Source organism: Celeribacter neptunius, from assembly GCF_900113955.1.
GTDB classification, from domain to species: domain Bacteria; phylum Pseudomonadota; class Alphaproteobacteria; order Rhodobacterales; family Rhodobacteraceae; genus Celeribacter; species Celeribacter neptunius.
In genome coordinates this window covers 1071563-1094972 of the sequence record NZ_FORH01000001.1, presented here as the reverse complement: position 1 = coordinate 1094972, position 23410 = coordinate 1071563, and the positions used below count along the sequence as shown (strand labels likewise).

At 61.3% G+C, this 23410-nt stretch carries 26 protein-coding genes; 10 read left to right on the top strand and 16 right to left on the bottom strand.

The window, feature by feature from the left end; translation table 11 throughout:
* Window positions 1-81: 81 nt before the first annotated feature.
* The 6 genes from BM151_RS05395 to BM151_RS05370 form a co-directional block, all read right to left on the bottom strand.
* Window positions 82-417, bottom strand: coding sequence for a DMT family transporter (locus tag BM151_RS05395; protein WP_090058623.1), 336 nt, complete (start codon window positions 415-417; stop codon window positions 82-84).
* 12 nt (window positions 418-429) lie between these two features.
* The gene (locus BM151_RS05390; RefSeq protein ID WP_090058620.1) at window positions 430-1044 is read right to left on the bottom strand and encodes a YitT family protein; all 615 of its coding nucleotides are present in this window, start codon (window positions 1042-1044) and stop codon (window positions 430-432) included.
* A 27-nt stretch (window positions 1045-1071) separates the two neighbouring features.
* Window positions 1072-1695 carry a YitT family protein gene (locus BM151_RS05385; RefSeq protein ID WP_090058617.1) on the bottom strand — a complete coding sequence of 208 codons (624 nt, stop codon included), beginning with the start codon at window positions 1693-1695 and terminating at the stop codon, window positions 1072-1074.
* A gap of 116 nt (window positions 1696-1811) precedes the next feature.
* Window positions 1812-2390: a hypothetical protein gene (locus BM151_RS21405; RefSeq protein ID WP_143093047.1), complete on the bottom strand. Its 579-nt coding sequence runs from the start codon at window positions 2388-2390 to the stop codon at window positions 1812-1814.
* A gap of 36 nt (window positions 2391-2426) precedes the next feature.
* Window positions 2427-3023, bottom strand: a complete 597-nt coding sequence (locus BM151_RS05375; protein WP_090058613.1) for a hypothetical protein — start codon at window positions 3021-3023, stop codon at window positions 2427-2429.
* A 285-nt stretch (window positions 3024-3308) separates the two neighbouring features.
* Window positions 3309-3887, bottom strand: a complete 579-nt coding sequence (locus tag BM151_RS05370; protein ID WP_090058610.1) for a HupE/UreJ family protein — start codon at window positions 3885-3887, stop codon at window positions 3309-3311.
* A 275-nt stretch (window positions 3888-4162) separates the two neighbouring features.
* Between BM151_RS05370 and BM151_RS05365 the strand changes: the two genes are divergently transcribed.
* Window positions 4163-5119 carry a LysR family transcriptional regulator gene (locus tag BM151_RS05365; RefSeq protein ID WP_245781103.1) on the top strand — a complete coding sequence of 319 codons (957 nt, stop codon included), beginning with the start codon at window positions 4163-4165 and terminating at the stop codon, window positions 5117-5119.
* Window positions 5120-5200: 81 nt separating this feature from the next.
* On the opposite strand, the gene BM151_RS05360 is transcribed toward BM151_RS05365, so the two are convergent.
* A complete protein-coding gene (locus tag BM151_RS05360) occupies window positions 5201-6415 on the bottom strand; it encodes an NADP-dependent isocitrate dehydrogenase (protein WP_090058605.1) in 1215 nt (404 codons plus the stop codon).
* Window positions 6416-6621: 206 nt separating this feature from the next.
* Window positions 6622-7314, bottom strand: a complete 693-nt coding sequence (locus BM151_RS05355) for a VIT1/CCC1 transporter family protein (RefSeq protein WP_090058602.1) — start codon at window positions 7312-7314, stop codon at window positions 6622-6624.
* A 266-nt stretch (window positions 7315-7580) separates the two neighbouring features.
* Between BM151_RS05355 and rplM the strand changes: the two genes are divergently transcribed.
* From rplM to BM151_RS05310, 9 genes are all read left to right on the top strand, one after another.
* Window positions 7581-8045, top strand: coding sequence for a 50S ribosomal protein L13 (gene rplM / locus BM151_RS05350; RefSeq protein WP_090058599.1), 465 nt, complete (start codon window positions 7581-7583; stop codon window positions 8043-8045).
* 2 nt (window positions 8046-8047) lie between these two features.
* The gene (gene rpsI, locus BM151_RS05345) at window positions 8048-8533 is read left to right on the top strand and encodes a 30S ribosomal protein S9 (RefSeq protein ID WP_090058596.1); all 486 of its coding nucleotides are present in this window, start codon (window positions 8048-8050) and stop codon (window positions 8531-8533) included.
* A 191-nt stretch (window positions 8534-8724) separates the two neighbouring features.
* Window positions 8725-9750, top strand: a complete 1026-nt coding sequence (locus BM151_RS05340; RefSeq protein WP_177213029.1) for a GSCFA domain-containing protein — start codon at window positions 8725-8727, stop codon at window positions 9748-9750.
* The gene (locus BM151_RS05335; protein ID WP_090058590.1) at window positions 9747-10538 is read left to right on the top strand and encodes a hypothetical protein; all 792 of its coding nucleotides are present in this window, start codon (window positions 9747-9749) and stop codon (window positions 10536-10538) included. The genes BM151_RS05340 and BM151_RS05335 overlap by 4 nt, the downstream gene beginning before the upstream one ends.
* Before the next feature lie 48 nt (window positions 10539-10586).
* The gene (locus BM151_RS05330; protein ID WP_090058586.1) at window positions 10587-11723 is read left to right on the top strand and encodes a GSCFA domain-containing protein; all 1137 of its coding nucleotides are present in this window, start codon (window positions 10587-10589) and stop codon (window positions 11721-11723) included.
* The gene (locus BM151_RS05325; protein ID WP_143093046.1) at window positions 11720-12547 is read left to right on the top strand and encodes a hypothetical protein; all 828 of its coding nucleotides are present in this window, start codon (window positions 11720-11722) and stop codon (window positions 12545-12547) included. The genes BM151_RS05330 and BM151_RS05325 overlap by 4 nt, the downstream gene beginning before the upstream one ends.
* Window positions 12548-12633: 86 nt before the next feature.
* On the top strand, window positions 12634-13542 hold the full coding sequence (locus BM151_RS05320) for an ABC transporter permease (protein WP_090058580.1): 909 nt from the start codon (window positions 12634-12636) through the stop codon (window positions 13540-13542).
* Window positions 13539-14339 carry an ABC transporter permease gene (locus tag BM151_RS05315; protein ID WP_090058577.1) on the top strand — a complete coding sequence of 267 codons (801 nt, stop codon included), beginning with the start codon at window positions 13539-13541 and terminating at the stop codon, window positions 14337-14339. The genes BM151_RS05320 and BM151_RS05315 overlap by 4 nt, the downstream gene beginning before the upstream one ends.
* 1 nt (window position 14340) lies before the next feature.
* Window positions 14341-15456 (top strand): ABC transporter ATP-binding protein, encoded by a 1116-nt coding sequence (locus BM151_RS05310; RefSeq protein WP_090058574.1) that lies wholly within the window; start codon window positions 14341-14343, stop codon window positions 15454-15456.
* A gap of 49 nt (window positions 15457-15505) precedes the next feature.
* On the opposite strand, the gene BM151_RS05305 is transcribed toward BM151_RS05310, so the two are convergent.
* From BM151_RS05305 to BM151_RS05265, 8 genes are all read right to left on the bottom strand, one after another.
* Entirely contained in the window at window positions 15506-16315 is an 810-nt protein-coding gene (locus BM151_RS05305) for an alpha/beta hydrolase (RefSeq protein WP_177213028.1), read from the bottom strand.
* 29 nt (window positions 16316-16344) lie between these two features.
* On the bottom strand, window positions 16345-16974 hold the full coding sequence (locus BM151_RS05300) for a TetR/AcrR family transcriptional regulator (RefSeq protein WP_090058570.1): 630 nt from the start codon (window positions 16972-16974) through the stop codon (window positions 16345-16347).
* Between the two features lie 19 nt (window positions 16975-16993).
* Window positions 16994-17881, bottom strand: a complete 888-nt coding sequence (gene ppk2 / locus BM151_RS05295) for a polyphosphate kinase 2 (protein WP_090058567.1) — start codon at window positions 17879-17881, stop codon at window positions 16994-16996.
* A gap of 51 nt (window positions 17882-17932) precedes the next feature.
* Window positions 17933-18877, bottom strand: a complete 945-nt coding sequence (locus BM151_RS05290; RefSeq protein WP_090058564.1) for an alpha/beta fold hydrolase — start codon at window positions 18875-18877, stop codon at window positions 17933-17935.
* Window positions 18878-18882: 5 nt separating this feature from the next.
* Window positions 18883-19806 (bottom strand): homoserine O-succinyltransferase, encoded by a 924-nt coding sequence (locus BM151_RS05285; RefSeq protein ID WP_090058561.1) that lies wholly within the window; start codon window positions 19804-19806, stop codon window positions 18883-18885.
* Between the two features lie 31 nt (window positions 19807-19837).
* Window positions 19838-20710 carry an ATPase gene (locus BM151_RS05280; RefSeq protein ID WP_090058558.1) on the bottom strand — a complete coding sequence of 291 codons (873 nt, stop codon included), beginning with the start codon at window positions 20708-20710 and terminating at the stop codon, window positions 19838-19840.
* Between the two features lie 57 nt (window positions 20711-20767).
* Window positions 20768-21685, bottom strand: a complete 918-nt coding sequence (locus tag BM151_RS05275; protein ID WP_090058555.1) for a DMT family transporter — start codon at window positions 21683-21685, stop codon at window positions 20768-20770.
* Between the two features lie 471 nt (window positions 21686-22156).
* Window positions 22157-23269 carry an OmpP1/FadL family transporter gene (locus tag BM151_RS05265; RefSeq protein ID WP_177213027.1) on the bottom strand — a complete coding sequence of 371 codons (1113 nt, stop codon included), beginning with the start codon at window positions 23267-23269 and terminating at the stop codon, window positions 22157-22159.
* Window positions 23270-23410: the final 141 nt, after the last annotated feature.

Here is a 23410-nt window from a genome sequence, read left to right as displayed (position 1 = left end):
AGCGTTAAAAGCGCGCAGAGGCGGAATAACCCGGCGATGCGGCGCTCAGAGCGGTGGTTTCGGCCTCAATGCCCGGCGGTTTTAATGCCCGGCGGTTTTCGAGAACAGGTGGATCACCAGCACACCGAGAATGATCAGTGCCATGCCGAGGATCGCGGGGAGGTCGAGCTTTTGCCCGAGAAACACCAGCCCGATCATCGAGATCAGAACGATGCCCAGCCCCGACCAGACCGCATAGGCAATGCCCACGGGCACCACTTTGAGCGTCAGCGACAGGAAGTAAAAGGACAGCCCGTAGGAGATCACCAGAATGACCACCGGGATCAGCCGGGTAAATTGCTGAGAGGCGGCCATGGCCGTGGTGCCGATGACCTCGAGCGAGATCGCGAGGACGAGGTAGATATAATGCGCGGGCATGCTCCGGTCCTCTTACATCGCGATATAGCGGTCGCGGCGATGGTTGATGGCGATCACCAGATTGACCACCACGGCGCCCAGAAGCGAATAGAGCACCTGCGGCAGCGGCAGGAAGAAGAACGCCACGGCAAACAGGCAGGCGTCAAAGGCGAGCTGCACATAGCCGGCTTTGAACCCGGTGGCGTCCTGCAGATAGAGCGCCAGGATGCCCAGCCCGCCGAGCGAGCCGCCGTGCCGGAAAATCGCCATGAGACCGGCGCCGGTCATGAAGCCGATGATGATGGCGCCGAACCACGGCGTCAGGTCGCTGAAATCCACCAGGCTCGGGAACCATTCGGACAGGACCGAGATCAGCGCCACGTTGATGAAGGTCTTGCCGACAAAGGTCTTGCCCATGCGTTTGTAGCCAAACCAGTAGAACGGCAGGTTGACGACAAAGAACACCCAACCAAAGGGCAGGCCGAAGACATAGGAAATCAGGATCGCCAGCCCGGCGGTCTGGCCGGTGATCAGCCCGAGAGAGCGCAGCATCACCAGGGCAAAGGCGCACATGGACGTGCCGAAAAGAAAGCCCTGAAGATCCTCGAACCACGTATGTGTTTCGGCGTTTTGCACCTCTGTCTGCATCTCTCGTCCCGTTTCGCTGTTAGGGTCTCATTCGCCGATATAACGATCGCGGCGGTGATTGAAGGCGATCACCCCGTTGAGGATCACCGCGCCCAAGAGCGAATACAGGACCCGGCTCGGTTCGAAAAGGAAGAATGCCACGGCAAAGAGCACGGCGTCGAAGCCGAGCTGGACATAGCCGGCGCGGATGCCGAAACGGTCCTGCGCGTAAAGCGCCACGACGCCCAGCCCGCCCAGCGACCCCTTGTGCCGGAAGGTGCCCAAAAGCCCGTAGCCGGTGAGGATGCCGAAGGCCACGGTGCCGAAAAGCGGGTTGAGATGTTCGAATGTCATCCATTGCGGGATCACCGCGATGAGCACAGACAGGATGGTGACGCAGAGCGCGGATTTGACGGTGAATTCCACCCCCATGCGAAAATACGCCAGGACATAGAAGGGGATGTTGATCAGCCAGAACACCCAGGAAAACGACCAGCCGGTGAGATAGGAAATCACCAGCGCCAGACCCGCGGTCTGACCGGTGATGAAGCCCAGCTGCGAAATGATCGTCAGCCCGATCGCCGTGGTGATGAGCGCAATGGAGAAACCCTGCGCATCCTCGAGAAGGCTGTGCTTTTGCGGGCTGAGGGGAATGGGGACGGGTGCTGGCATATCGTCGAGATAGGACAGTATTATTGACCTGTCCAGCGAAAAATCAACGCTCCGGGGCAAGAAGACATCTCCCGCCGGGCGCATGCCGAAAATAGCGGCAGATCAGGCGCGTGAGGTCAAATTTCAGCGGTTTGAAACGCGAACAGAGAACGGGTCAATGCCGCACCTGTGCCGACGGGCGCGCGCTCTGCGGTTCGGATCTCCTCGGAGCGCTGATGGATGTCCCGCAGCGCGTCGAGATTGTCCTGTGCCATCTCGGTCGGGTCGCCGTGACGTCGTGACAGTTCGATCTGATCCGCTGCCGAGCCGAGGTAGTCAAAGCGCCGGGTAGGCTCGAAGGTGATCTCGTCGAGAATGCCGGCATCGCGCAAGGAGTCTTGCAGATGCTGGGTAAAGCGCTCGCCGCGGGTCTCCAGCATCATCATCTCTTTGAACTCGTAGCTGCCGTTCTCGCGCAACCGGTCTGCAAGCTCATCGATTTCGCGCGGCGAAATGTTGTTCAGGTCGTAATCGGCATAAATCCGGTCTTTCGAGGAGGGCTCCGATGAGAGTGGCCCCGATGAAAGTGACTCTGGTGAGAGTGGATCAGGCGTGACGGTAAAGCGCGCCGTGCTGGCCTGTGTCCCTGCATCGGCGGCGGCGGTTTTACTGCTCGTTGCTGACATAAGGTTTTGAATGCTGCTGGAAATCTGCATGTAAATCCCTTCTGGACAATACGGTATGTGATGAAACTAGGTTCCCGGGGTCTGCCCGGTCTGAAGCAGGATCAGGTTCTCTGCGAGTTGCGGTCGCGCAGCGGGGGGCAGCGAAACGCGGCTCATCTGCGCCACCTCGAGTTTCTCAAGCTGGTGCGAAAGCCGCTCGGTGTCCTGACCATAGCGCTGTGCCAGCGCCAGATCGGCGCGGGTCTTGTCGATCAGATTGACCGGGGCGTCGGCGTTGAACCCGGCATCGCCGATGCCATAGACGCTGCCCGAGTTTTCCATCTCCTGCCGGTAGCTCGCGCCCTCGCGCTCCAAGCCCAGGACAAAGCCCAGATCGTCGAAGCGCGCGGTCTTGAGATCGCGGGTCAACTGGTCGATTTCAGTCGGGGAAATCGCCGTCAGATCATAGGGCGCGAAGATGTCGCGTGCGGCGCGGATCGCGGATTGCTTGGATGTCTGGGGGAGGGCGCTGTCGACCGGGTCTGCGGCGTTGGCCTGGGCGGAGGGCAGCCCGGCAGATCCGGACATGGCGGACACAGCCCCGGCGGCGCGCGCCGGCAGGGAAAACGTGTCTTTCGTAGCGCCCATGAACGCGGCTTGCTGATAGGCAGATGAGATCTGCATCGACGGGAAACCTTCTGCTCTCCGTTTTGGGAGAGTCTAGAAGAGGGATGCTTAAAACACGCCTAACAGGTAAAAGTTTTCATATATTTCATCGTGTATTCAATGAATTAAGGTTAATTCATTCTGGTATTTTCAGGGCGGAGTGCTTTCAGGGCGGAGAGCGATGTGCGACGCAGGATCTCTTCCGAAAGATCCCTGACAAATGCCCTGAAAAAATCCCCCCAGAAAACCGGCGCGACACGGGGCCGCGCCTGATCTTTTTCATCGCCTCTAATGGTTCAGGGCTTAGCCGAACGCCAGCGACAGGCCGAGCACCGCCGATGCGGCGCCGAGAAAACGCGGTGCCAGCGGATGGGCGCGCGCCATGTACTGCGCCATGACGACACCGGCGGCATGCAGCAGCGCGGTGATCAGGATGAAACCGACCCCAAAGGGCAGGGCAGATGCGGCGCCCAGTTCCGCGCCATGGGCATGGCCGTGGAACAGGCCGAAGAAGGCGGCAATGGCGACCCCGCCCCAAAGCGCGGGGCGCAGCGCCAGGGTCACCATCAGGCCGAGTAGGATGGTCGAGGCGAGGATCATCGGCTCGACCACCGGCAGCGGCAGGCCGAGGCCGGCGCCGAGATAGCCCAGTGTCATGGCGCCGACGAAGCCTGCCGGCACGGCCCAGATCGCGCGGCCCCCGATTTGCAGCGCCCAGACCCCCACGGCCAGCATCGCCAGCACGTGATCGAGGCCGAAGAGCGGATGCGATGCGCCGGCGAGAAACGATCCGTGTTGCTCCGGCGGCAGATGCGCGAGCGCCGGCGTGGCCAGGGCGGCCGCCAAAAGGGACAGCAGGGTGACGGTGGAGCTCTTGCGCATTCTCTCGGCCTTTCCGTGGATAAACGGTTCATTGAATTTGGAAATATGCCCCCAGAGTGGCAAAGCCGCCGCCGGGATGCAAGGGGCTTGAACCGGCGGGTCGAAAGAGGGTTTCGCGCCTCGTTGCACGGTTTCACCGGCATCGGGATCGGTTCGGAATACGGCGCAGGCGGTGCTGTGTCGGACCAGATTTAAGGGATGATCTTCACCGTATAATTGGGCATAGTTTGTCAACACTATTCGGGGTAATCGAACAAATGGACCGGCTTGACGCTATGCGCGTGTTCACGCGGATTGTCGAACGGCGCAGCTTTACCCGAGCTGCCGAGGATCTGTCCCTGCCGCGTTCGACGGCGACGGATGCGGTGAAGCGGCTGGAGGCGCGTCTGGGGGTGCAGCTTTTGCAACGGACCACGCGCTCGGTTCGCCCGACGCTCGATGGCGAGGCCTATTATCAGCGATGTCTTTCGATCCTCTCCGAGATCGAGGAGGCCGAGGAGGCCTTTGCCGGCGCCAAGCCCAGAGGGTTGTTGCGGGTCGAGGCCGATGGCCCGCTGACGCGGCATTTCATCTTGCCGAAGCTTGCGGGTTTTCTCGACAGCTATCCGGATCTCGATCTCCAGCTCAGCGAAGGCAATGGTCACGGCGATCTCACGCGTAAGGGGGTCGATTGTGTCTTGCGCCTGGGGGAGTGTTGGGGGGAATGCCGGGGGGCGTGTCGTGGGGAGGCGCGGGACGCGCTGGCCGCAGGTGACGCGGGCGATGACATGGCCGGTGACATAAACGGTGCCATGGTGGTGCGCCGGGTGGCGTCTCTCGACAAGGTGACGCTGGCCGCACCGTCCTATCTGGCGCGTTTCGGCAGGCCCGACTCCCATGACGCGCTCACCGGACATCAGATGGTCGGGTTCTGGTCCGCGGCGCGCGGCGGGCTGCTGCCGCTGGAATTCTCGGAGCAGGGCGAGGCGCGGGAAATGGTCCTGCCCAGCCGGTTTGCGGTCAGTGCCAGCGAGAGCTATCTCGCCTCGGCGCGCTTGGGGCACGGTCTGATCCAGATCCTGCGCTATCAGGCCGAGGAGGACATCAGGGCCGGCCGTCTCATCGAAGTGCTCGCCGCCACGCCGCCGCGCCCGACGCCGATCTCGCTGCTCTATCCGCGCAACCGCCAGCTCTCGCCCCGGGTGCGGGTCTTTCTCGACTGGCTCGCCACCCTGTTTCCGCGCCGGTCGTGAGGGTCGGGTGCATATCCTGGGCACATAAAAAAGGCCGGGGCGTGCGGGCCCCGGCCATATTGGCAGGTCGGACTGGGGGTCTTAGCCTGCCAAAGCCTTGTTCAGGTTCTCGTCGATCTTTTCCAAAAAGCCCATGGTGGTGAGCCAGCTCTGGTTCGGGCCGACGAGCAAAGCGAGGTCTTTCGTCATGAAGCCGCTTTCCACCGTGTCGACGATGACTTTCTCGAGCGTGGTGGCAAACCGCATCAGCTGCTCGTTGTTGTCGAGCTTGGCGCGGTGCTTGAGGCCGCCGGTCCAGGCATAGATCGAGGCAACCGAGTTCGTGGAGGTGGCTTCGCCGGCCTGATGCTGGCGATAGTGGCGCGTCACCGTGCCATGCGCCGCTTCGGCCTCGACGATCTTGCCATCGGGGGTCATCAGCTGCGAGGTCATGAGGCCCAGCGAGCCAAAGCCCTGTGCCACCGTGTCGGACTGGACGTCGCCATCGTAGTTCTTGCAGGCCCAGACGAATTTACCGGACCATTTGAGCGCACAGGCGACCATGTCGTCGATCAGACGGTGTTCGTACCAGATCCCGGCCTTCTTGAACTTGTCGGCGAATTCCTCGTCATAGATCTCCTGGAAGAGATCCTTGAACCGGCCATCATAGGCCTTGAGGATGGTGTTCTTGGTCGACAGGTAGACCGGCCAGCCCACCGAGAGACCGTAGTTGAGCGAGGCGCGGGCGAAATCGCGGATCGAGGCATCGAGGTTGTACATCGCCTGATAGACCCCGGCGGAGGGGGCATCGAACACTTCTTTCTCGATCACCGTACCATCTTCGCCGACGAATTTCATCGTCAGCTTGCCGGCGCCCGGGAAATGAAAATCCGTTGCGCGATACTGATCACCGTAAGCATGGCGGCCGACGACGATCGGGCTGGTCCAGCCCGGCACAAGCCGCGGCACGTTCTTGCAGATGATCGGCTGGCGAAAGATCGTCCCGCCCAAGATGTTGCGGATCGTGCCATTGGGCGAGCGGTACATGCGCTTGAGATTGAATTCCTCGACGCGCTGCTCGTCCGGGGTGATCGTGGCGCATTTCACCGCGACGCCGACCTCTTTGGTCTTTTCGGCCGCATCCACGGTGATCTGGTCGTCGGTCTCGTCGCGGCTCTCGATGCCGAGATCATAATAGAGCAGGTCGATGTCGAGATAGGGGAGGATGAGTTTCTTCTTGATGAAGTCCCACATGATGCGGGTCATCTCATCACCGTCCATTTCGACGATGGGGTTTTCTACCTTGATCTTGGTCATCTGGGGAGCGCTCCTTGGAGGATGAGGGAGAGTCGCCTTTTGTTAGCGCATTCCGCAAGCCGAGGGAAGGGGTGTATACATTTGTATACTAAATTTTCACAACCCTGTTACCGTGGCTGTTCCCGGTCCTGTTGTCGGTCCCGTTACCGTTCACATCTCTGCCGTGGCGAGGCCGGCAGGGCGGGCGAGCGGGGGGCGGCTCCGGCTCAGGCCAGGCCGGCAACCAGAAGCCCGACCCCATAGGCGACAAAGGCACAGAGGCTGCCGACCAGCACGGTCTCGCCAAGGGCCCGGCCCAGCCCCGCGCGGGTGGCGACATGGCGCAACAGCCCCAACAGCACCAGCGCCACGAAAGTGGCTGTGCTGGCGTAATAGATCTGATTGGGACCCGGGGTGCTGAACAGATAGGGCAGGAGCGGCAGGGTGCCGAAACTGACGAAGGAGATGAAGGTGATCAGCGCCCGCGGCCAGAGCGCGCCTTGCCCGGGATCTTCGATGCCTTCGACTTGGCTCAATGTCATTTCCGCCATCAGCCCCGGCGATTGCGCCGCCAGCGAGGCCATGGTGGTGGCATCCAGGGTGGAAAGCCCGTGTTCCTTCAGATGTTCGGTCAGCCCCCGGACCTGAAGCGAGGGATCGCGGTGCAACTGCCGGTGCCGGTGGCGGATCATGTCGCGCGCGGCGCGGGCGGAGAGAAACTCGCCCAGCCCCATGGATGTGGCATCGGCAAAGAGATTGGCGAGGCCGAAGATCAGCACGGCCAGCGTTCCGACCTTGTCGAGCCCGGTGGCATCGGCGCCGGCAAAGCCCGCCACCACGGCAAATGTGGTGACGATCCCGTCATTGCCGCCATAGACGATCTGTTTGAGATAATCCTTGTATCTGGAGAGGGCTTGCATCCGGTCTTTCCGCTGGGTTCTGGCTGGGCCGAGCCTAGATCAGGCTCGACCAGCCTGATATGACACAGCGCAAGCGTGATTTGGCCTGTGAAATCCCTTTGAACAGCTCTGAAGGCGCCGTGAAAGCCCGGATTTTTGGGGTAAAATAATACCTATTTTTTAACATATTGTTTTTTCTAGAAAAACACAGGAAAACGGCGCTTGACCCGGCGCGTGAAATGCTTAGAACACGCTCAATCGAATTCTCACCCAAAAGGGCAAGACCAATGAAAACCTTCTCCGCAACACCGGCGGACATCGACAAGAAATGGATCATCATCGACGCCGAGGGCGTGGTGCTGGGCCGTCTCGCCTCGATCGTCGCCATGCGTCTGCGTGGCAAACACAAAGCCACCTTCACCCCGTCCATGGACATGGGTGACAATGTCATCGTGATCAACGCCGACAAGATCCAGCTGACCGGCAAGAAACGCACGGATGAGCGTTTCTACTGGCACACCGGCCACCCGGGCGGCATCAAATCCCGCACCATGGGCCAGATCCTCGAGGGCGATCACCCCGAGCGCGTCGTGACCAAAGCTGTGCAGCGCATGCTGCCGGGCGGCAAACTGTCCCGCAAGCAGATGACCAACCTGCGCGTCTACGCCGGTGCCGAGCACCCGCATGAGGCTCAGAACCCCGAAGTTCTGGACGTCAAGTCCATGAACAAGAAAAACACCCGGAGCGCATAATCATGGCTGATGAAATCAAATCCCTCGACGAGCTGAATGCCGTCGCCGGTGGCGAAGCCGTCGTCGAAGTGGCTGCGCCCCGTGAACCCGTCCGTGACGAGCTGGGCCGTTCCTACGCCACTGGCAAGCGTAAAGACGCTGTTGCCCGTGTCTGGATCAAGCCGGGCTCCGGCAAGGTCACCGTTAACGGCAAGGACATGTCCGTCTACTTTGCCCGTCCGGTGCTCCAGCTGATCGTGAAACAGCCGGCCGAGATCGCTGGCGTCGAAGGTGAATTCGACGTCGTCGCCACCGTCAAGGGCGGCGGTCTCTCCGGTCAGGCCGGTGCTGTGAAACACGGCATCTCGAAAGCTCTGCAGCTCTACAACCCGGAACTGCGTGGCGCTCTGAAAGCCGCCGGCTTCCTGACCCGCGACAGCCGCGTCGTCGAGCGTAAGAAATTCGGTAAGCGCAAAGCCCGCCGGTCCTTCCAGTTCTCCAAGCGTTAAGCGCTCACTGGATCACATGTTCGGAAAGCCGCCGCAGGGAGACCTGTCGGCGGTTTTCTCTTTCTTAGCGACCGTTGTTTGCCCTTGGCAGGGCTGGGCCGCTGTCTCATAGTTGATGAGAAACGTAAGGCGAGTGCATTTTGAAAAATCCCTATTCAGATCTGGCGCCGAGTGCATTTTGGAAAACCGGCGTGGTCCAGACGGACAAGACGCTTTGGCCGGATCTGTTCGTGCCGAAATTCGCGATCGAGCCCGAGACGCGGGTGGCCACGGCCGGAAGCTGTTTCGCGCAGCGGATCCGTCAGGCGCTCGCGGATCAGAACATGCCCATTCTGGACGTCGAACCCGCACCGGAGGCCTTGCAGGAAGACCTGGCGCGGGAATTCGGCTACGGGCTGCATTCGGCGCGGTACGGCAATATCTACACGCCGCGGCAATTGCTCGAGCTTTTGCAGGACGTCCAGACAGGGACGGTGCGCGAGGAACTGATCTGGCAGCGGAAAGGGCGGTTTTTCGACATGCTGCGCCCGAATGTGGAGCCGGATGGCTGTGCCAGCGTGAGAGAGGTTCTCGAGCTGCGCCGATTGCATCTGGCGCGCCTTCGAGGACTGTTCGAGACAACGGATGTCTTTGTCTTCACCCTGGGCCTGACCGAGGCCTGGCTACATGGTCCGACGGGGCGCTGCCTGCCGGTCGCCCCGGGGGTGATCGCCGGCGAATATGATCCCGGCACCTATCGTTTCCACAATTTCAGCCATTCGGAATTGTTGAAGGATCTCAAGGCGATCCGTGCGACATTGCGGCAGTTTCATAAGAAGATAAAGATCATTCTGACCACCTCTCCCGTGCCGATCACCGCCACCGCATCGGGCGATCATGTGCTCAATGCGAGCACCTACACCAAGTCGACCCTGCGCTCGGTGGCCGGTGAGATGGCGATGCGGTTCAACAATGTGGATTATTTCCCGGGCTATGAGATCGTGACCACATGGGCGCGCGACGGCATGGCCTATCAGGACAACCTGCGCAGCATTCGTCCGGAGGTTGTGGCCGATGTCATGGCGGTGTTTCTGGACGCCTACGGGCTGCGGGACACGCAGGACAGCGCGAGACGGGACGCGGAAGATCCCGCTCCGGCGGAGGACCCTGAATATCTCGATGGGCAGGAGGATGATCTCGTCTGTGAGGAGAGCCTGATCGAGGCGCTGCAGAAATGAGCAAACGCGCGTTGATGATCGGCAATTCCCATGTCGGGGCCTATATGCGGGCGCTTCAGCAATCCGATCAGGATCTCGGCATCGATCTGGAGTGCGTGGCCGCGCATGGTGATCGGCTGCAAGCCTATACGATCGAAGACGGTCTGTTTTGCGGCAATTTCGACGATCCGGACGGCAAGGCGGCTCGGGCGGGGCGCAAGGAACGCGCGCGGCTGGCGGATTTCGACGCCATCCTGGTGACCGGGATGCGGTTTTCCATTTTCCATGTGACGCAGGTGTTTCGCGATCTCGGGGTGGTGGCGATGGACAGCGCCAGAGATCACGAAACGGCGGCACGAAACGGCATGACGCTGATCTCCGAGGCGCTCCTGCGCCGCATCATCGTCGATCGCTTGTCGAACGCACTGGCCATGGATGTCGTGCGGGATCTGCGTCAGGCGACGGATCTGCCGATCTGGGTGATGTGCCAGCCGCGCCCGACCCGTCAGGTCCTGGTCAAAGGTACCCGGTTCGGAACCTTTTGCAGTGCATTGGAGCGTGGTTCGGGGGCGTTCATCTCCGAAACCTATGAGCGGCTGGCGCATGAGACCTGCGCGCGCGTCGGGGCGCATTACATGGCGCAGCCGCCGGAGACCATCGACGAGGATCTGTTCACCGACACGCGGTTCATGGTCGGCACGCTGCGACCGCCGTTCTGGCAAAAGAACGGGCGCAAAGTTGATTTCCGGCATGCGAATGCGCGATATGGAGAGCGGATGTTGACACATCTTGCCGCAAAATTGGCATGAAACGCAGCTATCTACCTGTCTGGTGATCAATATGGAGCAGGATTCGAGTTGACCCATCCTTACGAAGATATCCCGCCGGAGGGTTTCTGGCGCAGCGGGGTGGTCGAGACGGATCGCATGGATTGGCCGGGGCTGCACAAGCCGAAATTTCATCTCACCCACACCACCCGGGTGGCCACGGCGGGCAGCTGTTTTGCCCAGCATATCGGCCGGTATCTGCGCCTCGCCGGGATCAATGTCCTGGACGGCGAACCGGCGCCCAAGGGCATGGGCGAGGAACTGGCGACGCGCTTCGGCTACGGCCTCTATTCGGCGCGCTACGGCAATATCTACACCGCCCGGCAAATGCGCGAATTGCTCGAAGACGCGATGGCGGGGCGGGTCGACAAACGGCTGTTCCTGACCCGCAAGGGGCGTTGGTACGACATGCTGCGGCCCGGGGTCGAGCCGACCGGCTGTGCCTCTCTCGAAGAGGCGATGGAATTGCGCCGCGCGCATCTCGAGGCGGTTCTGGCCCTGATCAGCTCCACGGATGTCCTTGTCTTCACCCTCGGCCTGACCGAAGGCTGGATCGACAAACGTGCCGGCAAGACGCTCGCCATGGCGCCGGGGGTGATCGCCGGGCGCTATCGGGAAAGGCGCTTTGCCTTTCACAATTTCAGCTATGACGAGGTGCTGGAGGATCTCCGGGAAACGCTTCGCCTCATGCAGGAATTGAACCCGAATATCAAACTCTTGCTGACGGTTTCTCCGGTACCGCTGACGGCGACGGCCTCCGGCGATCACGTGCTCAGCGCCAGCAGCTATTCGAAATCCGTGCTGCGGGCGGCGGCCGGCGATGTCGCGGCGGGAGAAGCCGCGGTCGATTATTTTCCTTCCTACGAGATCGTCACCTCCACGGCGATGGCGGCGACCGCCTATGAGGCCAACCTGCGGGGGGTGACGCAGGAGATGGTCGAGACCGTGATGGGCGTGTTTCTGGTCGCGCATGGTTTGCTCGATGCGCTTGCGGAGATGGAGGCGGGCGAGACGGCGCATGGCGCGCGCGCGGGATCTGACGTTGATCTCCGGGGGCTTCGGGCGCTCAGCGGGCCTGCCGAGACCGATGAGGAGGACGCGGATGTCGAGGCGCCCGAGGATGAGCTGATCTGTGAAGAGGCGCTCTTGGAGGCTTTGCGGAAATGACACTGCCAGCAAAGACCGTCTGTGTCCTCGGCAATTCCCATATGGCCGCCTTTGTCACCGCCAGCGATCAGTGGGCGGCGCGCTGGCCCGAAATGCGTTTCATCCCCTTTGGTGCCCATGGCAAAAGCCTGGAATGTTACCGGGTCGAAGAGGGCGCGCTGGTGAGTGACGATGCCGAGGCGCGGGCGCGGTTGTTGGCCCTGACCGGGCAGGACCGGCTCGATCTGGCCGGAATCGATGCTTTCGTGGTCACCGGTCTGCAATTCTCGATCTTTGCGCCGGTGCGGGTGTTCAATCAGGTTTCCAGCATGGCGCTGCCCTCGGTCGCGGGCCATAGGGATGCGGTGGAACGCAACCGGCCGCTGACCTCCGGCGCGCTCACCGAGGCCTATTGCCGCGAGCGGTTGCGGGCGACATTGGGCTATCGTCTGGCGCGGGACCTGGCGCAGGCGGGCGCGGCGCCGGTGTTTCTGGCGAGCCAGCCGCGCCCGGCCGTTTCGGCCAGGGAACAGGGGTATAAATTCGCCGGTTTCACCCGGCTGCACGAGCGCGGCGACGGGATCTGGCTGTCGCAGGAATATGACCGGATCGCGCGCCGGATCTGCCGGGCGGCCGGGGTGCGCTATCTGGCGCAACCGCCGCGCACGATCCGCGATGGGTTGTTTACCAAATACAAGTTCATGCGTGGCTCGCTGCGTTTGGCGAAGGCCGGGAATATTCGGCACCCGGTCGATGATGTGATTCATGCCAATGCCGATTTCGCCCGTTTGATGATCGATCAACTGGCGGCGGCCCTGGATTTGAGCATTGTCCCGGCGGAATGACGGGAAAGCGCTTGCAAATTTGATCAAAACATTTGAACGATTTTCATGAGGCACGAAGCAAGAGGCGACAACATGGTGGGGTGCGCATGAGGATAGGGGAAAGGCTGCATCAGTTTTTCCGTTCGGAGAAGGGCGTGGGGCTTTTGCTGGTCTCGCCGACCGCGCTTTATGCGCTCCTGCTCCTGGCCGTGCCGCTGATAGCGATTTTCGCGATCTCCTTTCTGACCCAGACCGGGGTGCGCGATTTCGAGCCGGGCCTGTCGCTGGTGAATTATCGCGAGGCGCTCACCGATCCGCTCTATCGCCAGCTTATGCTGCGCTCGCTGATGGTCTCGGGTCTGGTGACCCTGATCACCGTGCTGCTGGCCTTTCCGATCGCCTATTTCGTGTCTTTCGGGGTGAAGCCCGAGCACAAGAGCCTGTGGATTTTCCTGATCACCATCCCGTTCTGGACCTCGTACCTGATCCGGGTGTTCCTGTGGAAGGTCATTCTCGGCTATAACGGCGTTCTCAACTCAGGCCTGCAAGCGGTTGGTTTGATTGATGAACCTCTGACTTTCATCCTCTATAACGTCAACGCGGTGGTGATCACGCTGGCGCATGCCTATGCGCCGTTTGCGATCCTGCCCATCTTTGTCGCGCTTGAAAAGATCGACCGCTCGCTTCTCGAGGCCTCGCGCGATCTCGGCGAGAGCCGGACCATGACCTTCCTGCGCGTGACCCTGCCGCTGGCGGCGCCGGGCGTGGTCGCCGCCGTCTTGATCGTCTTCATTCCCACGATTGGCGACTATGTCACGCCGCGGCTCGTTGGCGGGCCGGGCGGGCTGATGATCGCCAATATGATCCAGACCCAGTTCCTGCGCCTGAACAATGCGCCGCTGGGGGCGACGCTGGCGGTGCTGGCGATGCTGATCGTGGCGGTGATCTCGATCCTTTTCCTGATCCTCGGCCATCGCGCCGCGGGCGGCGGCAAGGCGAATGGGGGCCGGAAATGAAATCGCTCAAAGCCTATGCCATCCTCTATCTGGTCTTCCTCTATGCGCCGATCTTTCTGTTGCCGCTCTTTGCCTTCAACAGCTCGACGATCATCGCCTTTCCGTTGGAGAACTTCACCACGGAGTGGTTCACCCAGCTTTTGACGCTCACGGAAATGCATGGCGCGCTCCTGAACTCGTTGAAGATCGCCGTGACCTCTGCTGTGCTCGCCACCGTGCTCGGGGTGTTCGCCGCCATGGCCGCGACGCGCTATTCCTTTCCCGGGCAAAAGGGCATCATGGGCTTCATCATGCTGCCCTTGGTGTTGCCGGAGATCATCGTCGCCGTCTCGCTTCTGATCGTGATCCTGCGCATGGGGTTCGACACTGGCGCCTGGTCGGTGATCGCCGGGCACACGCTGATCTGTACGCCTTTTGCCATCGCCATCCTGCAATCGGCCTTTGCCTCGCTCGATCCGTCGCTCGAAGAGGCGGCCTATGATCTTGGCGAGACGCCGGCGTCGGCCTTTCGCCTCGTGACCCTGCCGCTGGTGATGCCGGGGATCATCTCGGCCTTGCTGATCTCTTTCACCATCTCGATGGATGAGTTCATCATCGCCTTCTTCCTCACTGGCTCCGACCCGACCCTGCCGGTGTACCTGTTCTCCATGCTGCGGTTCCCGAAACTGCTACCCGCCGTGATGGCGCTTGGCACGATCCTCGTCGTTCTGTCGGTCCTGCTGATTACCATCGCCGAATTCTTCCGCCGCCGTGGCGCCAAGCGCGCCGGGCTTAAAGACACCGGGGGCTTCCTCTAAGATGACCATCAAGAAACGACCCGCCGGGCCTGCGCTCATTTCGCTTTCGAATGTCCAGAAACATTACGGCGACTATCACGCGCTCCGCGGCATCACGCTCGAGATCGGGCAGGGCGAGTTCTTCTCGCTTCTCGGGCCCTCTGGTTGTGGCAAGACCACGCTGTTGCGCACCATCGCCGGGTTCGAGGACTATGACAGCGGCACGGTGATGATCTCGGAGCGCGACATGCGCGGGGTGCCTGCCAACAAGCGCCCCACCAATATGGTGTTCCAGAGCTACGCGATCTTTCCGCATCTCACCGTGTTGGAAAACGTCGCCTTCGGGCTGCGCAAATCCCCGATGTCGAAGGCGGAGAAGCGCGCCGCCGCCGAGGCCGCGCTCGAGATGGTCGGCCTCAAGGGCTATGGCCACCGCGCGGCGCATGCGCTTTCCGGCGGTCAGCGGCAACGTGTGGCACTGGCCCGTGCTCTGGTGTTGAAACCCAAGGTGCTCTTGCTTGATGAGCCGCTCTCGGCGCTCGATCGCAAGATGCGCGAACAGATGCAGGTCGAGCTGATCAAGCTCCAGCGCGAGGTCGGCATCACCTTTATCCTGGTCACCCATGATCAGGAAGAGGCGCTCGTGATGTCCGACCGTATCGCGGTGATGTTCGAGGGCGAGATTGCCCAATGCGACGATCCGGAGGTGCTCTACCGGCGTCCGAAATCGAAACGCGTTGCCGATTTCATCGGGGTGATGAATTTCCTGCCTGCGACATGTCGCGAGGAGGGCGGCAAGAGGCTCGTTTCCGTCGCCGGTCTGGGCGAGGCGGAGGTCGCTGCGGATCAAAGTCCGGAGGGCTTTCCGCAAGGGGCCGGCAGCGTCGGTTTCCGCCCGGAGACCCTGACGCTGCTCTATGAGGGGCAGGTGGCCAGCCATCGCGAGGCCCCGGCCGTGATCGAGGAGGTCGTCTATTACGGTGACATGACCTATTACGACGTGCGTTTCGAAGGCGTCGACAAGACCGTGCGCATCTCCATGCGCAACATCTTCGGTCGCGACGTGCTCGACGTCGGTGCAACGGTCCGTGTGAGCTGGTCCCCCGGCGCGTTGGTGGTGTTCAAAGAGGGCAGCTGAGGGCAGGTCCCGCGGGTCCTCCGCAAGGCGGGCAAGACCCCTGGTAGTCTCACAGCACCTTGCGCATGAACCGGGTGATTGCCTGTTCCAGATCGGGCATCTTGCCGCGGCCCAGCTCGCGGTTCAGCTCGGCATGGCCATAGGCGCTGCCGTCGAACAGGGTGATGTCGCCGCCCATGCCACGCATATTGGTGGCAAAATTCGACATCGCCATGGCATGGCCGCGGGCCTTGGACCAGATCCCCAGCGTGGGCGGCATATTGCGCGCCAGACGGTAGGCCGGCGACAGCGTGCCCCAGTCGTCGCGGTCCTTGAACGCGTGGCGCGTGCCGAAGGGCAGATGGCCCTGATAGGCCCGTGCCAGCGTCACCAGATCGAGTGCACCAGAGTCGTTGAGAATGACGCCCGCCGGTTTCGGCGACCAGCCGATCAGCGTTGCCATGGCGGCGAGATGGGCACCGGCGGAATGGCCCATGACCAGGGTCTTTGCGGGCTCACTGTGATTTCTGAACACCCATTCAATGGCTTGCCGGACGGAGTTAATCTGATCCTTGACCGGAGCCTTGGGCAGGAGCGGGTAATCGATCGAGATGAAATCGAGCCCCATGGCGTTGCACCAGTCGGGTTTGGCGTTGACGTTCTTGCGCGATCCCATGCGCCAGGCGCCGCCATGGACATAGATCATCGCCCCGCGCGTCTGACCGGCCTTGTAGATGTCGAGCTTCTCATCGCCGTAGCTCATGGTCTTGGGCTTGTCCCGCGCCAACAGAGGCATCGGCAAAAGCGCGGTGGTCGCCGTGGCCAGGCCGGAGCAAAGCAGGCGCCTGCGGGTCAGTCGGTCCCGGTTCTGTCGATCCATATCTGCGTCCCCTCCGAGGCTCGGGGCCGTCACGTGTCCTCTGGCGTATCCTGAGGAATGAGGCCCAATCCCCGAAGGTATATACCGATTCCGGTTTCCAAAAGGTCTTCGGGCGGAAACGGGCATTTCGCGCCGGGGGTTCCGCGGGCGAAAAGTTCGACCACCCCGTGCGACATGGCCCAGATATGGGCGGCAAACATCTGTGGCGGCGGGCGGTTCTCGGCCGGGATCTGTTGCGACAGATGTTCGGCGGCGCGTTCCAGCACCCCCAGGGCCCGGGTCGCCACCTGATGCAGCTCCGGCGTGCGTTGCATGGAGATGCCGCTCTCGAACATGGCGATGTAATGCCCGGGGTATTTGCGGGCAAAGGCGAGATAGGCGCGGCCCGTGGCCTCGAAGGAGGCCAGAGCCGAAGGTTGACCGCTCTCAAAGGCATAATCGAGCAGATCGGCGAAGACCTCGAACCCCTGCCGCGCGATCTCGGCGATCAGATCCTCGCGGCCCTCGAAATGGCGATAGACGGCGGCGGGCGTCACCCCCGCCGTCTTGGCCGCTTCCGACAGGGTGAAGCCGGTCGGGCCTTTCTGCTCGATCAGCACCAGAGCCGCATCGACCAGCGCCTGTCGCAGATTGCCGTGATGATAGCCGCGTTTGCTCATGCCGGTTCAGCCATCCCGCTCATTCGTCTTCGTCGCCAGTGGTCAAAAGCCGCGGCCCGTCGACGATCTGACCATCGATCTGACCGAGGTTCTCGGCATTCTTGCCCTTGTAATCGATCCGGTCGAGCACCGAGCGGATCGCATTGAGGCGCGCGCGGTACTTGTCATCCGAGCGGATCACCGTCCAGGGCGCGATAAGCGTGTGGCTGCGCTCCATGGTCTCTGCGATCGCGGATGTATACGCATCCCAGCGTTTCAGCCCCTCGACATCGATCGAGGAGAGTTTCCACTGTTTCAACACATCCTGCTCACGGGCGAGAAAGCGTTTGAGCTGTTCGGCGCGCCCGACATTGAGCCAGATCTTGAACAGCTGGATGCCCTCGGAGACCAGCATTTCCTCGAATTCCGGGAGCTGATGGAAAAACCGCTCGCGCTGATCGTCCTTGCAGAAACCAAAGACTTTTTCCACCACGCCGCGGTTGTACCACGAGCGGTCGAACAGCACGATCTCGCCCTCGGTCGGCAGATGATCGATATAGCGCTGGAAATACCACTGACCGGCTTCGCGTTCGGTCGGTTTCGACAGCGCCACGACACGGGCCGAGCGCGGGTTCAGATTCTCGCGAAAGCGTTTGATCGTGCCGCCCTTGCCGGCGGCATCGCGGCCCTCGAAGACCACGACCACGCGCTTGCCGGTCTGGCGCACATCGGCGAGCATCTTGACCAACTCCCGTTGCAGGGCTTTGATCTCATCCTCGTAATCGGATTTCTTCATCCATTTGTCATAGGGGAAGGACGGAGAGAGAATTTCCTTTTTGCTGCCGTCCTCGATTGCCTTGCGAATGGATTTCGGGGCGTCTTTCTCGAAGTATTTCGAGATGGCACCATCAAAAGGCAGATCGGTCATGTTGCAGCTTGTCCTTGTTAATCTGTTTAACACTATGAGGGCTTTGGCCCCTCAGTGCAATGCGGCACGGCTGCCCGCCCGCTCGCCCGCCCGCGTGACCGCCTGCACCACCGCTTCGGTGGCCACGTGATGCGGCATATGGCCGGTGTCCGGCAAACGCGTCAGGCGATTGCTCTCGACAGCCGCGTCAAAGGGCAGGGCGTGGACATGATCAGGAACGATGGTGTCCGCCGTGCCATGCAGGCTCTCGATCGGCAGGGTGAGGTCAGGGTAGCGCGGCACCATGGTGGCGATCTCGGATTTTAATGCGATGCGCTGGCGCGCGTTCATCCGGTGGCGCGGCGGAAAGATCGAATTGCGCGGCTGAAAATGCTCGCCATAGCCCTCGGGCACCGGATCGGGGGCAAAGACCTCGGCCAGCTGTTTATCGACGATGAACGCGGGCACAAGGAGTGAAATCAGCTCTGCCGCCCACCAACCGAGATAGGGACGCGCCAGCGTACGGTGCAGCAGCGGATGGCCGGTCTCCCAGTCATGCGAGGGCGCGGAGACCAGCACCAGCGCCGCCACCTCCTGCGATTGCAATGCCCATTCGAGCGCGACAGCGCCGCCGTAGGATTGCCCCAGCACGATCGGGCGGCGGCTGTCGAGGATCCGGATCGCGTCGCGCAGAGTGCGCGCCTGCGCCGCGAGGCTTTCGTCCTTGATCCGCGGGCTGTGGCCGTACCCTGGCCGGTCGACCACATAGACGCAGAACTCTTGCGCCAGCGCCGGCGCGAGGCGGAAATTCATGTCATAGGTGGAACCCGAGGCGCCATGGATCAGCACCACCGGTGGCGCGTCTTTCTGGCCATAGGCCTCGACATGGATCTGCGCGCCCTCCGAGGTTTTGACCAGATCGCCGCGACGGCGGGTCTTGAGTGCGCGCTGAAAGCCACGATTACTGGTGATATGGTACGCGTCCGCAAGTTTGCGTGGTCCATCGGTGAAACCCAACGGAGTTAACTCCCGATCTCTTCCAGATGATAGGGCGTGGTCTGATAGATCTCGTTGATCCAGTTGCCGTAGAGAAGATGCGCATGGCTGCGCCAGCGGTTCACCGGTTTGAGCGCCGGATTGTCATCGGGGAAATAATGTTTGGGCAGGATGATCTCCTTGCCGCCATCGACATCCCGTTGATATTCCTCGAACAACGTGCCCGTGTCATATTCGAAATGGTTGAAGATGTAGAGCGCGCGATGCTCCGGGTCCTGCACCAGACAGGGGCCGGTCTCGTCCGATCCCAGAAGCGGAATGAGCGTCGGCACGGCGTCGATCTCTGACTGGCGCATCTCGGTCCAGCGGCTCACCGGGATGAAACACTGATCCGAGAACCCGCGCAGATAGGGCGAGTTCGGCGCCAGGTTTTCCTGTTGGAAAAGACCGAAAGCCTTGTGATCGAGCGGGTATTTTTTGACACCGTGGAAATAGTTGATCATCGCCATGCCGCCCCAGCAGACGCCGAAGGTGGAATGCACATGGCTCTGGGTCCACTCGAACACATCCTTGAGCTCATCCCAATAGGTGACCTCGTCAAAGGCCAGATGCTCGATCGGCGCGCCGGTGATGATCAGCCCGTCGAATTTTTCGCCCGAGGCTTTCACCTCGTTGAACGGGCGGTAGAACTGTTCCATATGCTCGGCCGCGGTGTTGCGGGTCTGATGTTCGCTCATGCGGATGAGCTTGAAATCGATCTGCAGCGGCGTCGCGCCGATCAGACGGGCGAACTGGTTCTCCGTCTGGATCTTTTTCGGCATCAGATTCAACAACGCGATCTTGAGCGGCCGGATCTCCTGCGATTTCGCCCGGCCTTCGCCCATGACCATGACGCCCTCGGAGGAAAGCACGTCATAGGCGGGAAGGGTCTCGGGCAGGGTGATCGGCATGGTTCGGGTCCTTTGTCAGAAGGAGATTGATTTAGGCCTGTTGATTGCGTTTATCAAGCGCCTGGCCAATGAGCGCGAAAAGGTCTTCGGGGCCGGTGATCCGTTTTACATCCTCATAGTCGAGGGTGATGCCCCAGTTTTTCGCCATCGCCTCGTAGCGCGGCTGGCGGTGGTTGAGCGCCCGGGCATAGGTGTAGCGGATGAAATCATCCGGGTTGACCTCGGTTTCTGCGACGCCTTTCTCGGCGAGATATTCCGCCCAGATCGCGGCGAGGAATTCCGGCTGATAGGACATCGGTTTCGGCGCCTTGTCGAAGCGGCGAATGAGTTCCTCTGTGTGATCCTCGCTGCCCTTGAGCCACACCAGAAGCGCATCTTCGGAGAGCGCCTTGAGGATCTTGTCCTCGGGGTCTTCGGGATCGACCCATTCACAGATCGACCCGCCGGTGTCACAGACGAAATGCGGATAGTCATAGAGCGCCTGCGCCCGGTCGATGAAATGTCCGGTGTCCAAGAGCGCAGCCTCCTCGGCCTCGCGAAACAGCGCCTGGCGGCGCTGGAATTCCTTGATCGGAATGCCGCCCAGATCTTCTGCGCCGGGTTTGCCGAGGAAATAGGAGACGGGTGCGAGATTGTCGAAGGTCAGATTGGCCTTGATATAGATGCTGTTCGACAGGAATTGCTCGCGCAGGAACGGTTCGCGCATCGCCACCTTTTTCAGGTTGTCGTCGATCGCCTCGCCCAGATAACGCGTGCCGATGCGGTAATCGACCGAGTAGTGATACCACTGTTTGGTGTCGCGCAGCATGTTGGAAATCACGGTCTTGCCGAGACCGGACATGCCGAAAAGAATGAGCCGTTTGGCCGAACAGGCCTGCCAATCTGCGCTGGAACTATATGTCATCTGTCTTTCCCGTTGCCCGCCCGTTTGGTGCCACGGGGCGCGCGGTGCTGCAAGAGTTTAAGCGGGGATCATCGCGCGCAACCGCCGCAAAATCCGCCCGTCGATCACCAAAAGCCCAAGCGCGATCAGGCCAAAGCCGAAATAGGCCTGAACCGGCAGGCTTTCGCCCAGCACCAGAGCGCCCAATGCAATCGACACCGGCGCCACGATCAGCGTGGTCAGCGAGGTGTTGCCCGCGCCGGCGGCCTTCATCACCTTGTAATAGATGATGTAGGTCAGGCTGGTGGACATGATGGCAAGATAGAACAACGCGCCCCAGGTCTCGGGTTTGAGCGCGACCGGCGGCAGGCCGGAGGTGAAAAGCGCGACGGGCAGGGCAAAGAGCGCGGCGCCGGAGAGCATGCCCGCGGCGGCGACTTCGGGGCGCAGATCCGACAAGAGGATGCGCCCCACCGCATTCGACAGCCCGTAGGAGAGCGTCGCCGCAATCATCGCGATCTGCCCGAGCGAGGTAAGATCAAAGGATTTGAGCGCCTCCGGCCCGATCACGGTGACGATGCCCAGAACGCCGAGGAGAACGCCCGTGCCCTTGCGCAGTCCGAGTTTTTCATCGGCAAAGATCAGCGCCGCAAACAACACGCCGAAAATCGCGGTCGAAGCGTTGAGAATGCCGGCAAGCCCCGACGGGATATGCTGCTGCGCCCAGGTGATCAGAAGGAACGGCAGGGCCGAGGTCAGGCAGCCGACGACGACAAAACGCCAGAGATAGCGCGACAGCACCGGCACCGGCAGGCGCATGATCAGCACATAGGACCAAAGCACGATCGAGGCGATCGTGACACGTCCGGCCACCACCCAGTAGATCGGCAATTCGCGGATCAGGATGGCCACGGCGAGAAAGGAACAGCCCCAGAGAAAGCCCATGGCAAAGAGCCCTGCCCATGCGGCGGCGGATATGGTTTTCTGGGGGGCCATGGCGTCTCTCCGTTTTGGTGACAGATGTGCGCCAGCAGAGGGTCAAAGACAAACCGGAACTTGCGCAAACCCCCGTCGCGGAAAATGAACGATGCGCAGGAGAGCGGGCCTGTGGGGGGAGGGGGCTTTGCGGACTTTTCTGCTGTTCAAACGAAGTTCTATCAGGCGCGGAACAAGGCGAAGCCGCCGCGCCTGCGCTGGCCCGTTCCGGCGGGCGAGCGCATTCTCAGCCGCGCTCAACGGATTGATCCTACACGGATCTGGCAAGCATAAAGCGGCGACCACAGAGGTCAAAGCGCTCCCCCACGGGCCAGCGCTGGCGCTCAGTATCCAAATGTCCCCAATGGGCTCATCGCGGCTCTGAGGGCTGAACATGAAACGTCGCATCAGGCAGTCAAAGAGCTTTTGGCATAGCAAAAGAAAAGGCCCCGCCAAATGGCAGGGCCTCGCAATGCTTTGATGAGCCGCAGATCAGAAGTGATGCGACAGTTTCAGGCCAAAGCCGATCGCGGTGTTGTCGGTGAACTCGGTGTCGATCCCCGAGATCGTGGTATTGGCATCGCCGACCCACACATAGGAGACACCGCCCGAAATCGCGGTTTGTTCGGTCATCTGGTATTTCAGGCCTGCGGTGAGCGAGGTGTAACCATCACGCGGCGCGAGGTTGCCCTGAATGCCGCCATAGGATTTTTCATAACCCACAGAGAGCGAGCCCGACAGTTTGTCGTTGAAACGACGTCCGACGCCGAGGCTGTAGGAAATCGTGTCGTTGTCATGGTCAACGAGGTTGTCACCGATGATCGTCACGTAATCATCCGGCGCGATGGTGGTTTTTGTCCATTCTGCCCAGCGGGCCGAGAACATCAGCAGCGTATCGGCGGCGATCCCCGTTTGGAAATCGAAATTCACAGATTGCGGCAGGCTCACAGCCAAATCGGAGGTATTCGCGCCAAGTGCTGAGACCTCATCTGCCGTGAAGTCGATGTCGATCTGCGAATTGTAGGTCAGCGAGGCGCGCAGGGCGATATCCGGGATCTCATAAGCTGCGCCCACAAGGTAGCCCCAGTCGCTCTCGGTCGAGGTCGACATGTTGTAGAAGTTCGAGCCCGAGCTGTAGAGATCGACTTCGCCCTTGGTGGAGAGATGGCGGACACCGCCATGGACGGAGAACCGGTCGTTGAACTTGTAACGCAGCAATGCGGTCACGGCCCAGGTATCCACGGTTGCCGTGGAGCCGGCGAGTGGGTAGCTGGTCGTGGCCGGATAATCCACGTCGGCACCAAAAGGCTGGTCGATGATCAGCGCCATCGAAAGCTGGTCCGACAGGTCGCGCTTATAGGCGCCGGCAATTTGCGTGTAGGACGCGGCCATGTTGCCGGACTCGAGATCGCCGGCAAGCGGATGCGGGAAATAGCCCGAAACATCCGGGTTCACCGAACCAAAGCTCAGCTCGACATAGGTGCCGGTTTCGAAAATGGCATTGATGGACTGGCCCGAACGGTCCATCCCGCCGGCAAAGGCGCCGGTTGCGCCGCCAACTGCGCCAACAGCGAGCGAAGCGGCCAAAAGTGTCGTATTTTTCATGATCTCCATCCCTGACGGGCACCGGGCCCGCTCTATAGATCCAAAAGTGTCGTGGTGAGCGAATTTCCGCTCTTATTGTCCAGACAGCCTAAGCTGCGGTTAATTTTCAAGCAATTCTGACGCCGCGTCATAGATTCGTCT

Bases quoted from the DNA above. Each gene is read 5' to 3' on its own strand.
- BM151_RS05395 (WP_090058623.1), bottom strand. From the start codon at position 417: ATGCCCGCGCATTATATCTACCTCGTCCTCGCGATCTCGCTCGAGGTC.
- BM151_RS05390 (WP_090058620.1), bottom strand. From the start codon at position 1,044: ATGCAGACAGAGGTGCAAAACGCCGAAACACATACGTGGTTCGAGGAT.
- BM151_RS05385 (WP_090058617.1), bottom strand. From the start codon at position 1,695: ATGCCAGCACCCGTCCCCATTCCCCTCAGCCCGCAAAAGCACAGCCTT.
- BM151_RS21405 (WP_143093047.1), bottom strand. From the start codon at position 2,390: ATGCAGATTTCCAGCAGCATTCAAAACCTTATGTCAGCAACGAGCAGT.
- BM151_RS05375 (WP_090058613.1), bottom strand. From the start codon at position 3,023: ATGCAGATCTCATCTGCCTATCAGCAAGCCGCGTTCATGGGCGCTACG.
- BM151_RS05370 (WP_090058610.1), bottom strand. From the start codon at position 3,887: ATGCGCAAGAGCTCCACCGTCACCCTGCTGTCCCTTTTGGCGGCCGCC.
- BM151_RS05365 (WP_245781103.1), top strand. From the start codon at position 4,163: ATGCGCGTGTTCACGCGGATTGTCGAACGGCGCAGCTTTACCCGAGCT.
- BM151_RS05360 (WP_090058605.1), bottom strand. From the start codon at position 6,415: ATGACCAAGATCAAGGTAGAAAACCCCATCGTCGAAATGGACGGTGAT.
- BM151_RS05355 (WP_090058602.1), bottom strand. From the start codon at position 7,314: ATGCAAGCCCTCTCCAGATACAAGGATTATCTCAAACAGATCGTCTAT.
- rplM (WP_090058599.1), top strand. From the start codon at position 7,581: ATGAAAACCTTCTCCGCAACACCGGCGGACATCGACAAGAAATGGATC.
- rpsI (WP_090058596.1), top strand. From the start codon at position 8,048: ATGGCTGATGAAATCAAATCCCTCGACGAGCTGAATGCCGTCGCCGGT.
- BM151_RS05335 (WP_090058590.1), top strand. From the start codon at position 9,747: ATGAGCAAACGCGCGTTGATGATCGGCAATTCCCATGTCGGGGCCTAT.
- BM151_RS05325 (WP_143093046.1), top strand. From the start codon at position 11,720: ATGACACTGCCAGCAAAGACCGTCTGTGTCCTCGGCAATTCCCATATG.
- BM151_RS05320 (WP_090058580.1), top strand. From the start codon at position 12,634: ATGAGGATAGGGGAAAGGCTGCATCAGTTTTTCCGTTCGGAGAAGGGC.
- BM151_RS05315 (WP_090058577.1), top strand. From the start codon at position 13,539: ATGAAATCGCTCAAAGCCTATGCCATCCTCTATCTGGTCTTCCTCTAT.
- BM151_RS05310 (WP_090058574.1), top strand. From the start codon at position 14,341: ATGACCATCAAGAAACGACCCGCCGGGCCTGCGCTCATTTCGCTTTCG.
- BM151_RS05305 (WP_177213028.1), bottom strand. From the start codon at position 16,315: ATGGATCGACAGAACCGGGACCGACTGACCCGCAGGCGCCTGCTTTGC.
- BM151_RS05300 (WP_090058570.1), bottom strand. From the start codon at position 16,974: ATGAGCAAACGCGGCTATCATCACGGCAATCTGCGACAGGCGCTGGTC.
- ppk2 (WP_090058567.1), bottom strand. From the start codon at position 17,881: ATGACCGATCTGCCTTTTGATGGTGCCATCTCGAAATACTTCGAGAAA.
- BM151_RS05285 (WP_090058561.1), bottom strand. From the start codon at position 19,806: ATGCCGATCACCCTGCCCGAGACCCTTCCCGCCTATGACGTGCTTTCC.
- BM151_RS05280 (WP_090058558.1), bottom strand. From the start codon at position 20,710: ATGACATATAGTTCCAGCGCAGATTGGCAGGCCTGTTCGGCCAAACGG.
- BM151_RS05275 (WP_090058555.1), bottom strand. From the start codon at position 21,685: ATGGCCCCCCAGAAAACCATATCCGCCGCCGCATGGGCAGGGCTCTTT.
- BM151_RS05265 (WP_177213027.1), bottom strand. From the start codon at position 23,269: ATGAAAAATACGACACTTTTGGCCGCTTCGCTCGCTGTTGGCGCAGTT.